Genomic DNA, 14,659 nt, shown 5'->3' on the forward strand with positions numbered 1-14,659 from the left:
CGCCTGCAACGGAGTTAGTTGTGACTGCGAACACGATACAAGTCAGAAGAGCCTCCTTGCACGACCTGCCACAACTGCTTGAATTCGAGCAGGGTGTTATCGCCGTTGAACGTCCATTTGCCAAAAACCTGAAAAGCGGAAAGATTACATACTACGAACTGGAGCAGCTGATTGCAGACCCGAACGCCGAATTACTGGTAGCTGAACTTGAGGGCGCCTTGATCGGTTCCGGTTATGCGGAGATCAGAAAATCCAAGCCGCATTTCAAACATCCGTACTTTTCGTACCTGGGGTTTATGTATGTCGATCCCGGCTACAGAGGAATGGGGGTTAACAAACAGCTGATCGAGGCGTTGATGGCGTGGAGCAAAAGCCGGGGCGTGTATGAAGTCAGTTTAGACGTATACAGCGAAAACGCTGCGGCCATTCGCGCGTATGAAAAAGCGGGTTTTCGCAAAAATCTAGTTCAGATGTGTGTTGAGCTGGAGTAGGGACAGTGCTCGATTAAGCCTGCCGGGTATACGCTATTGACTTGATATCGGTTTTGCCATTGGACAGTGTATAGACTGCACTCCCGGTTCCCCTGTTTCCATACTCCGGCTTTCAGGTCGAGTTTCAATCCAGTCTGTTATTTCATCTTAAAACACTAATTTGTGCATGGACATTAGCGGGGCAGCCTTCGTTTTTTCGGCTCCTGTTGCCGCCCTGTTTTGTTTCGAAATCTGTTTTGGCTCGACAATTGTCAGGACAATCATTGACCTGCGTCAATCATGGCGGAGATCTGTTGCTGTGTCGCTATTAAGTCGCCGGTTTTGCTTGTGTTTGTATTGTCTTGTACCCCGGGATAAGTATAGAGTACCGCGCGTAAGTCCGATCAATAAAGCGAACACGAAATCACTCAACACATACCTGTGAAGGTTTTGTGAAAATTTTCTGGCAGAAAAGTTTCAAATTTGTGACTGACTTTTTATCTTGCTTAGTGTGCTTTTTCAATAAATTATTTCTTAAGTTTTGAAAATTTTCAAAAAAAGCATGGAGTTCTATGTGAAAAAAATCATCAGGTGTTCGACAGCTTTTTTTATAGCGTTAGCTTCTCACATTACTGTGGCCGATCAGCTTGACGAACTTATCGATGCCGGTGCGCAGCGTTTGGGGGAAAACCAACAGGCGCAGGCGACGGTAGGCCGTATTCATGAGCAAACCGATGCCCTTGTCACCGAATACCAGGAGCAGTTAAAGGCCCTCGATGGGCTAAAGGTCTACAACCAATTACTGGCGCTTCAGATAACCGGACAAGAGGAGGAGCGCGCGACCTTGAGTGCCTCCATTGCCAATGCCACGGTGATCGAACGCCAGATAGTACCGCTGCTGTTGAGAATGGTTGATAGTCTGGAAACCTTTATAGGTCTGGATGTGCCGTTTTTATTTGATGAGCGACTGCAGCGCACTCATGCTCTACGTCGTCTTTTACAGCGTCCGGACTTGTCTGTGGCGGAAAAGTGCCGGCGGGTATTTGAAGCTTATCAGATCGAGAACGAGTATGGCCGCACACTGGAATCCTACAAGGGTAAGTTAAACCTGGCCGACAGAACTTATGATGTGGACTACCTGCGTATCGGCCGCATAGCGCTGCTCTATCGCAGCGTTGGCAATGACGAGTTCGGTTACTGGGACCAACAGCAGCGCGACTGGGTGCCGGTGACTGCCAGCCACTACCGGCGAAACATTGACAAAGGTTTAAAAATGGCGCGCCAGGAAATGGCGCCGGATCTATTGACTATTCCCATAACGCCGGTGGAGAGCGTGGTGCAATGAAAATGAAAATTTGGATAGGTGCTCTAGCGTTTTTTGCCACCGCCTGCCTCGCCCAAGCGGAGCGACAGCCGGCTATTTCATTGCAGGAACTGCTGCAGCAAGTTGAGCGCGGAACGGTTGCGGATAAACGTGAAAACGCCGAGCGGCTGGAATTTTTTCGACAGGCTCGCGCCGGCCGCCAGCAACAACTTACGCAGGTCAAGCGGGATGTGCAGGCACAAGAGACCCGCAGTGAACAGCTCGAGCAGACTTTCGAAAACAATGAGCAGGACCTGGCAAACTTACAGCAGCGCCTGGATGAGCGCCTGGGCTCATTGAAAGAGCTGTTTGGCGTATTGCAACAGGTGGCGAGCGATGCCCAGGCCCAGTTTTCCAATTCCGTTACTGAAATCCAGTACCCCGATCGCTCCGAGTATTTGCTGGCGTTTGCTCAGAAGATGGGACAGACGGCGGATTTGCCCTCCATTAAAGAGATTGAGCGGGTCTGGTTTGAACTGCAGCGTGAGATGACCGCTTCCGGCCAGGTAGTAAAAGCAACCATGCCGGTTGTGAAAAAGAATGGTGAGGAGACTACCGCCGAGGTGATTCGGGTCGGGAATTTTAACTTGATTGCGGATGGAAAGTACTATCAGTTTGTACCCGAGACCAGCCGGGTGGTCGAGTATGGACGGCAGCCCCGTGCCCGCTATATGGAGGGCGCCCAAAACATTGCCGATGCCGGCGAGCCTGTGTTTTTCACCATCGACCCGCTGCGCGGACAACTGTTGAGCTTGCTGGTACTGGCGCCAAAGTTAACTGAGCGGGTGGCGCAGGGCGGTGCTATTGGCTATGTCATTATCAGTCTCGGCGTGTTTGGCATTCTGCTTGCCCTTTTTAAACTGGTTGCCCTGTCATTTGTCAATCATAGAATGAATCGACAAAAACAGGACCTGCAGCGTCCGGCGGACAACCCGCTCGGGCGGGTGATCAAAGCCTATCAGAACCTGCCCAGCCGCGATCCGGAACTGGTGGAGTTGAAACTGGGGGAGGCCATCCTGCGCGAGGTGCCGCGGGTCAATCGCGGTATTGCCCTGTTGAAAATCATCGCCGCCGTGGCGCCGCTGATGGGCCTGTTGGGTACTGTGACCGGGATGATTATTACCTTCCAGGCAATCACCCTGTTCGGGGCGGGTGACCCCAAACTGATGGCCGGCGGTATTTCCCAGGCTCTGGTGACAACGGTGCTGGGGCTTTGCGTCGCCATTCCCGTGCTGTTGCTGCACACGCTGGTACAATCCCGCGCCCAGCAGATCAGTGAAGTGCTGGAGCAGGAATCCGTCGCGTTGATTGCCACCGATTGCGAACCCAGTAAAGATTGAGTGCTATCGGAATTATTGCCATGACAAGAATCATTGAAGGCTTTTTTCCGTGGGCGGGGACCATGATCGACCTGGGCGGTAATATCCTGGTGGCCATCGTGGTGATTGCAGCGATAATCTGGTGCTTTATTTTTGAGCGGCTTTACTATCTGTTTTATGTGCATCCTGCCCGCGTGGACGCCGCCCGCCGGCTCTGGCTCCATGACTGTGAGCGAACCCACTGGCTGACCCAACACTGGCGGCAGTTGCTATGTGCGCGACTCTATCGAAATCTTATGCGCAATATCGCTCTGGTGAAAGCGTTGATCAAGCTCTGTCCCCTGTTGGGCCTGCTGGGCACGGTCATGGGGATGTTGGAAGTGTTTGATGCCGTGGCGATTACCGGCTCCAATAATCCGCGCGCTACCGCCTCTGGGGTTTCCAAAGCCACGGTGTCGACGATGGCGGGTATGGTAGTGGCCATCTCGGGGCTGCTGGTGCTGAGCCTGGTGAGCCGCCGCATCGAGACTGAGAAAGGCAGGTTCAATGATTTGTTTTCGATCAGCATCACAACAGAGAGAAAAGAGGCGACTGCGTCATGAAACGGCTTATCAATGCGGCTGGCGGTGAACAGGAAGCCAGTGTCGATATCACCCCCATGCTCGATGTCGTATTTATCATGCTGATTTTCTTTATCGTGACGGCCACCTTTGTCAAAGAATCCGGTATTGAGGTCGACAGGCCCCAGGCTACCACCGCGGTAGTGCAGGAAAAGGCCAATATACTTATCGCCATCGATGCTCAGGACAAGGTGTGGGTCAATCGCAGGGAGGTCGATTTGCGCGCGGTGCGGCCCAATATCGAACGACTGCATGCGGAAAACCCCAAAGGTACGGTGGTCATCCAGGCCGACCGGGATTCCCGCAACGAAGTGTTGGTGAAAGTCATGGACGCCTCGCGTCAGGCCGGTGTCTATGCCATAGCCATAGCGGCACAAGACTGAACAGCGGGGGATGTGCTGTGGATACCAGCGTTCTCGACGATAAACACTATGCCTATCGCCTGCCGCTGGTGGCGGCCGCCGGCGCCGCCTGCGCGCTGTTGTTAACCTGGTTTATGTATGCGTTGATCCAGTCCTCTCACCCCGAGCTGGATGAGAGCGAGCGGGTGCATCTGCTTGATTTCGTGCGGATAAAGAAAGCCGAGCAGTCCGAGCGGGTCGACCGCAAGCCGCAGCGACCGCTGCAGGCCCCAAAACCACCGGCGCCGGCGCTGCGACAGGCGCAAAGCAATACCGATACCGGTGCGTCTTTAACGATTGAGGCGCCTGATGCGAGTCAGCTCACAGCCGGCCTCGGCGGACTTGCGATCGGCGCCGGCGAGGGCGAGTATCTGCCCTTGATAAAGGTCGCGCCGGTGTATCCGCCCAAGGCGATGGCTAAACGCCTGCAGGGTACCTGCGCGGTCTCTTATACGGTGACCAAAAACGGTTCGGTGCGCGATGTCCGCGTCCTGGAAGGTGAGTGTGAACACGATGTCTTCGAACGCCCGTCGATCAAGGCTGCTGAAAAATTTAAATACAAGCCGCGTATTGTCAACGGCGAAGCCGTTGAGGTGCAAGGTGTTCTGAACCGGTTTACCTACGAGCTTATGATAGACGATGAAAGCGTTAAATAGGCAGTGCGAGTCGAATCGACTTCGGTCTCTATCCCGGTGCCATAAAAAGTGGCTCACACACCTGCTGGCAAGCTTTTTGTTGTTTGCCTGTGCCGCCGACAGCTACGCCGACAGGCCCCAGGTTATGCGCGCCAGGGTTATAAAACAATTACAGGAAATTCAAACACTGTTTGAGCAGGAACAATACGCTCAGGTATTGGCGGCAACGACCCGGCTAAAGGACACCGACTTACCTGAATATGAACTTTGGCAAGTACTGACTATCGAGGCTTATACTCACATTAACCTAGCGGCCAACACAGCGGCGATAGCGATATTAAGACAAATACTCACTTATGACGGCCTGCCACAGGAGCTACGCCAGAATACGTTGAATACCCTCGTTCAGCTTTACATGATGGAAGAACAACATTCACTGGCACTGGCGACAGCCGATGAGCTGATTGCCGTCGCCCTGGCTCCGGAGCCCGGCCATGCGATATTCAAAGGGCAGGCGCTTTATTATCTCGAGCGTCACGAACAGGCGCTGGCGGAGATTGACCGGGCGCTGACATTGGCCCGGGACAAAAGCCTGCCGCTGCTCGAACCCTGGTTGCTGTTGAAAAACGCCGCCCTGTTTGAGCTGGACAGAGTGGCAGATATGATTGAAGTGATGCGGCTGCTGTTGACGCTCTATCCCAAAGACCGCTATATCACCAACCTCTCTGCCCTTTATTCCCAACTCGACATGCCGGAGAAACAATTAACCCTGCTGGAGCCCCTTTACGAGCAGGGCGGTTTGAGCCAGGCCTACCACCTCATCAGCCTTGCCAGTTTGTATATGGCATTGGGTACACCTTACAAAGCCGGCAAGGTGTTGCAGCAGTCGCTGGAGGAGGGGCGCATTGAAGCGGACTTTGACAACCTGGACCTGTTGGGTAAAGCCTGGCAATTGGCCGATGAGCGCGCGCGCGCCATCGATGCCTACAATGCCGCCGCTGAGTTGAGTGAGGGCGGCGATATTCTGGTGCGCATCGCTCACTTGCATATCGCCGCCGGCGACTGGCGGCGGGCCGAGGCCAGCCTCGACCGCGCCTTTGCAAAAGGTGATCTCAGCGAGCCCGGTAACGCGCATATTCTTCGCGGCATGGCGCGGTTTAGCCAAAAGAAACTGCCGGCCGCACGTCGCGCGTTTATTCAGGCTGCGAAGTTCAGCGAGGCACAGCTCCACGCTGAACAATGGCTCGGTTACGTCGATGCCGAAATCAAAAGCCGCCGGAGCCTGCCGGCGGTTCTGTAGATGGTCCGGTCCGCCGTGGCGGCACGTAAATCAACATGTTGCTGGTTTCAGTTTGGGTGACAGAGGCTTTTGCACACGCCCGGGAGCGGGCCGCCTGTGGTGATCAGCGACACTGGGGGAGGGCGGTGCAGGCCGCGGGTGGCCCAGCTAGCCCCCGGGGCTGTGCTGCCAACGCTCCGGCAGCCTGCGCGTAACGGCGAAAACCGGCGCAGATGCAGATGAGCTTTACCGCACAGACCGCCCTCCCGCCATTTGCACCGCAACCCCGAAAGTGGTTATGCTCTGTTCCCCTCCGGCGGCGCCCGGCGGTACGGGAACGATAACGATATGGCAACACAGAGACAGCACAAAAAGACCACAACCCGGCCCAACAACACACCACAACAGGGCCACAGCCAGAGCACAACAAGACCACCACAGACCGTCACCAGCACAGGGGGAAACTAAACCATGGTGAGATTTATCAGTAAACATATTCTTACCGGATTAGTGACCATCCTGCCGGTGGTGTTGACGCTGTATCTGCTTTATTGGTTGGCGATTTCGGTGGAGAGTGCGCTCGGCGGTGTGATTCGCTGGGTAATCCCCGAGAGCTTTTACTGGCCCGGCATGGGGCTGGTGGCCGGGCTGGGTGTGATTTTTATGGTAGGGCTGCTGATGCACGCCTACGTGGTGCAGCGCCTGTTTGCCATGGGCGAGCAACTGCTCTACCACGTTCCGATCATTAAAACCGTGTACGGGGGCATTCGGGAATTCTTCGATTACTTTTCCCCGAACCGCAAGCGGGATTTTCAGCAAGTGGTGTCGGTAACCTTCGGCGATACCGGTATGCGGGCAATCGGCTTTGTCACCCAGGCCATGCCGGAACATCTGCCGGGTGATTTCGGCACAGACGGCGACGACAGTGTGCTGGTCTACCTGCCCATGAGTTATATGATCGGCGGCTATGCGGTGCTGGTGCCGCGCAATGCCGTGCGGCCGCTCAATATCAGTATGGAAGAAGCCATGCGTTTTATCCTTTCCGCCGGCATTGCCGGGACCAATGGGACGTCCGCCCGCAGAAACTGATCCGGGTCAATATAGGCAGCGGTAACGGGTGTAGCCTTGAGTAATCCAATGCTCAAAAAAGGTAAGCCGCTATCGCTGCCGAAGCGCCGAAAATAAACTGGATATATCTGCTCCTGCCGTTGCTTTTTATGGCGCTGTGGGGCGCCTATGTGCTGCGCCTGGGACCGGTCGATCCGGTGCGGTCGATATCCTTTACCGAGTTCAGGGGACTGCTGGCGCAGGATGCGGTGCAGGAAATCACCCTGCGCGGCAACCGGGTCGAGGGCAGGCTGGTACAGGCGCGTGTCCTCGGTGATAACGGCCCGGCAGTCACTCGCTTCAGCACGGCATTGCCCGCATTTATCGGGGCGGAGTTTCTCGTCCAGATCGATCGCGAGGACCTGGAGGTGTTCGTCGAACCCGACACCGGTAACAGTGGTGCCACGGTTATCCTGGGGGCCCTGTTGCCCTGGATCGTGCTGTTTGCCATTTACTATTTTGTCTGGCGCCGCCTCGCGCAAAACGGTACCGGCGGTATCGGCAGCAGTGGCGGTGGCCGCGATATTTCCAGGTTTCTAAATCCCAACGCCGACGTGGAGATCAAAACCCCGGACACCACCTTTGCCGATGTCGCGGGGCAAGACAACGCCAAGCGCGAAGTGGCGGAACTGCTGGACTATATTCGCGACCCCGAGCGCTACCGCCGGCTCGGCGCCCAGGTGCCCCACGGCGTGTTGTTGATGGGCGCGCCGGGCACCGGCAAAACCCTGCTGGCCAGAGCTTTGGCGGGCGAGGCCGGCGTACCTTTCTGCGCCCTGTCCGCCTCCGAGTTTATCGAGATGTTTGTCGGTGTCGGCGCCTCGCGGGTGCGGCAGTTGTTCAAGCAGGCGAAAGAAAAAGCCCCCAGCATCGTCTTTATCGACGAGTTGGATGCGGTGGGCCGGGTGCGCGGCGCCGGCCTCGGCGGCGGCCACGACGAACGCGAACAGACGCTGAACCAGATACTGGCGGAGATGGACGGCTTTTCCGGTCACGAGCAGGTGATTGTGCTGGCCGCCACCAATCGCCCGGATGTGCTGGACCCGGCGCTGTTGCGACCCGGGCGTTTCGACCGGCACGTTACGCTCGATCTGCCCGACCGCCAGGCCCGGGCGGCGATACTGGGGATTCATATCAAGGGCAAACCGGTGGCGGCGGATGTCGACCTGGCGCATTTAGCGGCACAAACACCGGGGTTTTCGGGGGCCGACCTGAAAAATCTGGTCAATGAGGCGGCGATGCTGGTGGCGCGGGAGCAGCGCGACCAGATCACCCGGCGCGACTTCGAGCGCATGCGCGACAAAGTGATTCTCGGCACCGAGCGCCACCTGATTATTCTGGCCGACGAACACCGCCGGCTCGCCACCCACGAGGCCGGTCATACCCTGGTGGCGTATTTTCTCCCCGACGCCGATCCGATTTTCAAAGTTTCCATTATTCCCCGCGGTCGCTCTCTGGGGGCCACCCAGCAACTGCCGGCGGAAGACCGGCACAACTATGCCGAGGAGTACCTGCGCGACCGTATCGCAATTCTGCTGGCGGGCCGCGCGGCGGAAAAACTGCTGTTGGGCAGCGTCAGCTCCGGCGCTGACGACGACATTCACCAGGCGACGGTGCTGGCCCGCTCCATGGTGGCGCGCTGGGGCATGTCGGAGACCGTCGGCCCCATGGATTTGCGCGAATCCAGCGAGCACCCGTTTCTCGGCAAGGAGATGGCGCAGGTGCGCGTGCACAGCGAGGCGTCGTCGCAAATGGTGGACGAGGCGGTGCGCGAACTGCTCAGTCGGGCGGAGACCCGCGCGCGGGAGACCCTGACGGCCAATGTGGAAAAGTTAAAGCGGCTGGTAAAAAAACTGGAACAGTGCGAAACGCTGCAACGAGACGACATCATCGCCTGTCTCGGCAAGCGGCCTGGCGTCAACACCAAAGTCAGTCCCTTGCGGCCCAAAGACAACGAGGCGGACTGATCGCCTGCGCCGCTTTTCAGGAAAGCGCGCCCGGTCGAACAGGCCCGCTATTTGAAGTCAGTTAGGTCATTCACTGAAAAGGGGATTCAACCGATGAAGATATTGATTTGCTGCCTGACCATGCTTGTGATGCTGTCCGGCTGCGCTTCCCAAGTGCGCACAGAGTACGATGCCGCCACTGATTTCGGCCCTTACAAGCGCTTTACCTGGGTAGCGCCGGAGGTGCGGGAGATAGATGACCCGATTCTTGACAGCGAGTTGCTAACCGATCGGGTGCGCGCAGCCGTCACTGCCGTATTGACCGAGCGCGGCTTTGCCGAAGTGGCGGCGGGCGCCGAGCCGGGGGCGGACTTTTTTATCACCTACCACACGGCCAGTAAGGAGAAACTCAGGTCCTCGCCGTTCAGTGTCGGGATCGGTTACGGTCACTACTACGGGCGCTGGGGGCATTCGGTGCTGTTTGACGGACCGGACATCCGCTCCTATGAAGAGGGCGTGTTGATTCTCGATGTGATCAACTGCAGCCAGAACAAACTGGTGTGGCGCGGTTGGGACACCTCTTTGGTTAACCAGCGCAACTATTCCGTTACCGCAGTGAGGGAGGCGGTGGAACAAATCCTGGCAGAATTTCCGCCGGGTCGGGTCAACAGGTGACCCAGGTCAATATGGATGCGCCCGACATGCTTATCATAGGCACCTGTCGCAGTTGAGATCAGTTTTGCAGGAGACAGATGGTGGAACACCGCAACGGTTTCAGATTACCCCTCAGGTTTACAGCGCAACTGTGGTGTGGCGGCCGGCAATACGGTAGCTACACAACGCGGGACATCAGCCATGGTGGCCTTTTCATCGAGGATTGCCAGGCGCACCTGAGCAGCGGCGATTTTGTCTCCATTAAACTGACAACCGGCAAACTGAAAACCGGCCCGGCAACCCAGCAGGCCGACATGTTTATTATGCGCGCGCTGGTGGTGCATGTCTGCGACAGCGGCGCCGGCCTGATGTGGGCCGATAGCAACGAATCCTTCTACCGGGTACTCGACAATCTGGCTGACCTGGCCGCCTGATCCCGCCCACTGACGGATTTCTGTACATGCCGGCTTATACGCCACGCTTTGTCAGCAAGCTTACTCGCGATACCCTGGCGTTGATTCTCGCCGGCGGGCGCGGGTCGCGGCTGCAGGAATTGACGCTTTGGCGAGCCAAGCCCGCGGTGCCGTTTGGCGGCAAATATCGCATTATCGATTTCCCCCTGTCCAATTGTGTCAACTCCGATATTCGCCAGGTCGCTGTCCTCACTCAATACAAAGCCCACTCGCTGATCCGCCATATCCAAAAGGGCTGGGGTTTTTTGCGCGGCGAGTTTTCCGAATTTGTGGAATTGCTGCCGGCCCAGCAGCGCATCGAAAGCTCCTGGTATCTCGGCACCGCCAACGCTGTCTATCAGAACCTGGACATCCTGCGCAGTCACGATCCGGAACTGGTGCTGGTGCTGGCGGGAGACCACGTCTACAAAATGGACTATGGCCCCATGCTCGCCTTTCATGTCGAACACGGCGCCGACCTGACAGTGGGCTGTATCGAGGTGCCGGTGGCGGAGGCCGGCGCGTTCGGCGTGATGTCCGTCGCCCCCGACCGGCGCGTGATCAGCTTCAGCGAGAAGCCGGCACAGCCCCAGGGACTGCCGGAAAACCCCGGCATGGCGCTGGCCTCCATGGGTATCTATGTATTCAGCAAAGCGTTTTTAATTGAGCAGTTGATTCGCGATGCCGACAATCCCGACTCCAGTCACGACTTCGGCGGCGATATCATACCCTCGGTGATCGGCCCGCACCGGGTGTTCGCCTATCCGTTTCTGGACGCCGGCAACGGCAAACAGGCCTATTGGCGCGATGTGGGAACAGTGGATTCCTACTGGCGCGCGAATATGGAATTGATCGGCGTGACGCCGGAGTTGAATCTGTACGACAAAGACTGGCCCATCTGGACTTACCAGGAACAGGTGCCGCCGGCGAAGTTTATCTTCAACGACAGCGACCGCCGCGGCGTCTCGGTGGACTCCATGATCGCCGGCGGTTGTATTATTTCCGGCGCCCGTATCGACCATTCGCTGCTGTTCAGCAATGTCCGGGTCGAGGCCCACACCCGGCTCGACAACGCGGTGGTGTTGCCGGATGTCAGTATCGGTCCCAATTGCCATATCAGTCGGGCTGTGATCGATAAGGGCGCGCGTGTGCCGCCCGGCACCGTGATTGGCGCCGACCCCGAGGCCGATGCCAGGCGCTTTCGCCGCACCGCCGCCGGTGTGGTGCTGGTGACATCGGATATGCTGGGCCAGACCCTACACTACGCCCGTTAGCACAGCGGGCGCCGAAAAACGCAATGAGGTGAAATATGCAGGCGTATCCCCATCAATACCGGGTTCAGGCGCTGGCCGAAAGCGAGGGTGACGTCAGGCTCGCCGGCGCCGGGCTGCCGCCACTGGCATCGGCCCCGCCGCCGGAGTTCGGCGGCCCCGGCGATCGCTGGTCGCCGGAAACCCTGCTGGCAGCGGCGGTTGCGGACTGTTTTGTGTTGACATTCAGAGCCATTGCCAGGGCGTCGAAGTTTGCCTGGACATCGCTCGATTGTGAGGTGGAGGGCGTGCTCGACCAGGTCGACGGCAGCACCCGGTTTACCGCGTTCACCCTGACCGTGGCGCTGGCCGCCGATCGATCGGCCGCGGCCGGTCCGGACCTCGACCGCGAAGCGCAAAAAGCGCGAAGGCTGCTGCAAAAAGCCGAGCACAGCTGCCTGATCACCCAATCCCTGCGGGCCGACACCCATCTCGATATCAGCATCGACCTCAACCCCTGAATTGGAACCTCGCTATGGAACCCTCGCTCTTCCCACTGCGCGAACTGCCCCCGGGTCTGGAAGACCTGGCGCTACTGGCCACCGATCTGCGCTGGACCTGGAGCCACGGCGGCGACGCCCTCTGGGAGACTCTGGACCCGCAGGCCTGGAAACTGACTGAAAACCCTTATGTCGTCTTGCAGAATATCAGCCGCGAGCGCCTGCAGGCACTGGCCGAGGACAGCGAGTTCCAACTGCGCCTGCGCCGCCTGATCAGTGCCCGCAACGCCTATTGCGAACAACCCGGCTGGGTGGGGGAAACCTACCCCGAGTCACCGGTGCGGGGGATCGCCTACTTCAGTATGGAATTCGGCCTCGGCGAGGCGTTGCCGCTGTATGCCGGCGGCCTCGGTGTACTGGCCGGTGACTACCTGAAGGCGGCCAGTGACCTGGGGCTGCCCCTGGTCGGTGTAGGGCTGCTGTACCAGGAGGGTTACTTCCGCCAGACGGTGGATACCGACGGCTGGCAGCGCGAGACCTACCACTACAACGACCCCACCAGTATTCCGGTGCGCCCGGTGTCCGGTCGCGACGGCGCCTGGATGCATGTGGATATTCGTCTGCCCTGTCGCGACGTGCGCTTTCGTATCTGGCAGGCGCAGGTTGGCCGGGTGTCGCTCTACCTGCTCGACAGCAATGATCCCCTCAACCAGCCCGGCGATCGCGGCATTACCAGCAAGCTCTACGGCGGTGGCCAGGAGCAGCGCCTGGTGCAGGAAATCGCCCTCGGTATCTGCGGTTGGCGGCTGATTGACGCCCTCGGTCTGGAGGTGGATACCTGCCATCTCAATGAGGGCCACGCCGCTTTCGCCACCATCGAGCGCACCCGGCGCTATATGGAAAAAACCGGGCTCGATTTCTGGGAGGCGCTCTGGGCCACCCGCATCGGCAACGTCTTCACCACCCACACCCCGGTGGCGGCGGGTTTCGACCGTTACGATACCGACTTGCTGCTGCGCTACAGTCGCGAATATGCCGAAAGCCTGGGCGTTGAGCCCGCCGCGCTGGGGGCCCTGGGCCGCAAAGACCCCGACGACCACGACGAACCCTTCAACATGGCCTACCTGGCGATGCGCACCTGCGGTCGCAGCAACGGCGTCAGTCGCCTGCACGGTGAGGTCAGCCGCCGCATCTTCGCCGATCTCTACCCGCGCTGGCCCCGCGCCCAGGTGCCGGTCACCCATATCACCAACGGTATTCATGTGCCCTCGTGGGACTCCCCCTGGGCCGATGCGGAGTGGACCCAGATGGCCGGCAAGGAGCGCTGGCGCAGCGATATCGCCGGGCTCGACACATCGGTGCTGGAGAACGTCAGCGACGCGGCGTTGTGGGTCGTCAACGGCCGCGAGCGCGCCGATCTGGTGGACTATGCCCGCACGCGCCTGGCCCGGCAGCTCGCCCAGCATGACAGCGGCGAGGATTTCAGCGTGGTGTCGGCGCAGATCCTCGATCCCAATGTCCTGACCCTGGGTTTTGCCCGGCGCTTTGCCGCGTACAAGCGCCCGGACCTGTTGCTGCACGATATCGAGCGCTTCACCCGCCTGCTCACCAACCCCGAGCGGCCGGTGCAGATTATCGTCGCCGGCAAGGCGCACCCGGCGGATGAGGCCGGCAAGCGCGCGATTCAGCGCTGGCTGCAGTTTGTGCAGCGACCCGCTGTGCGCGCCCATGCCGTGTTTCTCGAAGATTACGATATCGCCCTGGCGCAGCAGTTGGTGCAGGGCGTGGATGTGTGGATCAACACCCCGCGGCGACCCTGGGAGGCCTGTGGCACCAGCGGTATGAAAGTCCTGGTCAACGGCGGTCTCAACGTCTCGTCGCTGGACGGATGGTGGGCCGAGGCCTACTCCCCGGAGGTGGGCTGGGCGCTCGGTGACGGCAGCGAACACGACGGGCCCGATGACCGGCGCCGGGCCGATGCCGCTGACGCCGAGCGTCTTTATGAGCTGTTGGAACAGGAGGTGGTGCCACTGTTTTACGAGCGCGACAGCGGCGGCGTGCCGCGCCGCTGGATTCAGCGAATGCGCACCAGTATGTCGTCACTGACCCCGCAGTACAGCACCAACCGCATGGTGCGTGAGTATATGGAGAATCTCTACATGCCCGCGGCCGCCGGCCTGGCCGCGCGCACCCGCGAGCGGGGCAAGCTGGCGCGCGAACTGCGCCGCTGGAGCCGCCAGCTCGAGCGACACTGGCACGAAGTGCATATCGGCGATGTCTATACCCGGCAAACCCCCGACGGTTGGATTTTCCAGGTACCGGTGTACCTGGGTGGCGTCGCCCCCGATGCGGTGGATGTGCAGTTGTTTGCCGACGCGCCGGCGCCGGCGCAACAACCGTTTTGTGTCAGTATGCAAAATCGCGCTAATATCGAGGGCGCGTTAAACAGCTACCTCTATACGCTGGCGGTAGAGACCCGGCGCCCGGCCGTCGACTTCACGTCCCGGGTCGTGGCCTATCATGCCGCGGCGCAGGTGCCCGCCGAGAGTGCATTGATCGTCTGGCACAGCGGCGAGGTAAACATTCAATCCATACAGACAGAGACGAGCGAGGATGCGACCGTTGGGAGCGAGCCGTGTTAAATCGAGGGCCACTTAGTGGGG

General features: G+C 58.9%; 14 protein-coding genes. All 14 read left to right on the plus strand.

Annotation, left to right across the window (positions count from 1 at the left end; genetic code table 11):
- Positions 1 to 20: 20 nt before the first annotated feature.
- The 14 genes from FKG94_RS21980 (at position 21) to glgP (ending at position 14,638) form a co-directional block, all read left to right on the plus strand.
- Positions 21 to 491, plus strand: a complete 471-nt coding sequence (locus FKG94_RS21980; RefSeq protein ID WP_246125320.1) for a GNAT family N-acetyltransferase — start codon at positions 21 to 23, stop codon at positions 489 to 491.
- A 541-nt stretch (positions 492 to 1,032) separates the two neighbouring features.
- On the plus strand, positions 1,033 to 1,815 hold the full coding sequence (locus FKG94_RS21985) for a DUF3450 domain-containing protein (RefSeq protein WP_281284275.1): 783 nt from the start codon (positions 1,033 to 1,035) through the stop codon (positions 1,813 to 1,815).
- Positions 1,812 to 3,173 carry a DUF3450 family protein gene (locus FKG94_RS21990; RefSeq protein ID WP_218943608.1) on the plus strand — a complete coding sequence of 454 codons (1,362 nt, stop codon included), beginning with the start codon at positions 1,812 to 1,814 and terminating at the stop codon, positions 3,171 to 3,173. The genes FKG94_RS21985 and FKG94_RS21990 overlap by 4 nt, the downstream gene beginning before the upstream one ends.
- Positions 3,174 to 3,193: 20 nt before the next feature.
- Positions 3,194 to 3,754, plus strand: coding sequence for a MotA/TolQ/ExbB proton channel family protein (locus tag FKG94_RS21995; protein ID WP_142929093.1), 561 nt, complete (start codon positions 3,194 to 3,196; stop codon positions 3,752 to 3,754).
- Positions 3,751 to 4,155 (plus strand): ExbD/TolR family protein, encoded by a 405-nt coding sequence (locus FKG94_RS22000; protein ID WP_142929094.1) that lies wholly within the window; start codon positions 3,751 to 3,753, stop codon positions 4,153 to 4,155. Before FKG94_RS21995 ends, FKG94_RS22000 begins: the two co-directional genes overlap by 4 nt.
- A gap of 17 nt (positions 4,156 to 4,172) precedes the next feature.
- A complete protein-coding gene (locus tag FKG94_RS22005; RefSeq protein WP_142929095.1) occupies positions 4,173 to 4,829 on the plus strand; it encodes an energy transducer TonB in 657 nt (218 codons plus the stop codon).
- Positions 4,830 to 4,905: 76 nt separating this feature from the next.
- On the plus strand, positions 4,906 to 6,108 hold the full coding sequence (locus FKG94_RS22010) for a tetratricopeptide repeat protein (protein ID WP_142929096.1): 1,203 nt from the start codon (positions 4,906 to 4,908) through the stop codon (positions 6,106 to 6,108).
- Positions 6,109 to 6,558: 450 nt separating this feature from the next.
- On the plus strand, positions 6,559 to 7,176 hold the full coding sequence (locus FKG94_RS22015; RefSeq protein WP_142929097.1) for a DUF502 domain-containing protein: 618 nt from the start codon (positions 6,559 to 6,561) through the stop codon (positions 7,174 to 7,176).
- Between the two features lie 107 nt (positions 7,177 to 7,283).
- The gene (gene ftsH, locus FKG94_RS22020) at positions 7,284 to 9,161 is read left to right on the plus strand and encodes an ATP-dependent zinc metalloprotease FtsH (RefSeq protein ID WP_342779113.1); all 1,878 of its coding nucleotides are present in this window, start codon (positions 7,284 to 7,286) and stop codon (positions 9,159 to 9,161) included.
- 93 nt (positions 9,162 to 9,254) lie between these two features.
- The gene (locus FKG94_RS22025) at positions 9,255 to 9,815 is read left to right on the plus strand and encodes a DUF4136 domain-containing protein (RefSeq protein ID WP_142929099.1); all 561 of its coding nucleotides are present in this window, start codon (positions 9,255 to 9,257) and stop codon (positions 9,813 to 9,815) included.
- Between the two features lie 77 nt (positions 9,816 to 9,892).
- A complete protein-coding gene (locus FKG94_RS22030) occupies positions 9,893 to 10,228 on the plus strand; it encodes a PilZ domain-containing protein (RefSeq protein ID WP_142929100.1) in 336 nt (111 codons plus the stop codon).
- Between the two features lie 26 nt (positions 10,229 to 10,254).
- Entirely contained in the window at positions 10,255 to 11,520 is a 1,266-nt protein-coding gene (glgC, locus tag FKG94_RS22035) for a glucose-1-phosphate adenylyltransferase (protein ID WP_142929101.1), read from the plus strand.
- Positions 11,521 to 11,555: 35 nt separating this feature from the next.
- Entirely contained in the window at positions 11,556 to 12,017 is a 462-nt protein-coding gene (locus FKG94_RS22040) for an OsmC family protein (RefSeq protein WP_142929102.1), read from the plus strand.
- Between the two features lie 14 nt (positions 12,018 to 12,031).
- On the plus strand, positions 12,032 to 14,638 hold the full coding sequence (gene glgP, locus FKG94_RS22045) for an alpha-glucan family phosphorylase (protein ID WP_142929103.1): 2,607 nt from the start codon (positions 12,032 to 12,034) through the stop codon (positions 14,636 to 14,638).
- Positions 14,639 to 14,659: the final 21 nt, after the last annotated feature.

It is taken from the genome of Exilibacterium tricleocarpae (genome assembly GCF_007004655.1).
GTDB lineage: Bacteria > Pseudomonadota > Gammaproteobacteria > Pseudomonadales > Cellvibrionaceae > Exilibacterium > Exilibacterium tricleocarpae.

Excerpts from the sequence above, each read along its gene's own strand:
- FKG94_RS21985 (WP_281284275.1), top strand. The coding sequence starts at position 1,033 with ATGGAGTTCTATGTGAAAAAAATCATCAGGTGTTCGACAGCTTTTTTT.
- FKG94_RS21990 (WP_218943608.1), top strand. The coding sequence starts at position 1,812 with ATGAAAATGAAAATTTGGATAGGTGCTCTAGCGTTTTTTGCCACCGCC.
- FKG94_RS21995 (WP_142929093.1), top strand. The coding sequence starts at position 3,194 with ATGACAAGAATCATTGAAGGCTTTTTTCCGTGGGCGGGGACCATGATC.
- FKG94_RS22000 (WP_142929094.1), top strand. The coding sequence starts at position 3,751 with ATGAAACGGCTTATCAATGCGGCTGGCGGTGAACAGGAAGCCAGTGTC.
- FKG94_RS22015 (WP_142929097.1), top strand. The coding sequence starts at position 6,559 with ATGGTGAGATTTATCAGTAAACATATTCTTACCGGATTAGTGACCATC.
- FKG94_RS22025 (WP_142929099.1), top strand. The coding sequence starts at position 9,255 with ATGAAGATATTGATTTGCTGCCTGACCATGCTTGTGATGCTGTCCGGC.
- FKG94_RS22030 (WP_142929100.1), top strand. The coding sequence starts at position 9,893 with ATGGTGGAACACCGCAACGGTTTCAGATTACCCCTCAGGTTTACAGCG.
- glgC (WP_142929101.1), top strand. The coding sequence starts at position 10,255 with ATGCCGGCTTATACGCCACGCTTTGTCAGCAAGCTTACTCGCGATACC.
- FKG94_RS22040 (WP_142929102.1), top strand. The coding sequence starts at position 11,556 with ATGCAGGCGTATCCCCATCAATACCGGGTTCAGGCGCTGGCCGAAAGC.
- glgP (WP_142929103.1), top strand. The coding sequence starts at position 12,032 with ATGGAACCCTCGCTCTTCCCACTGCGCGAACTGCCCCCGGGTCTGGAA.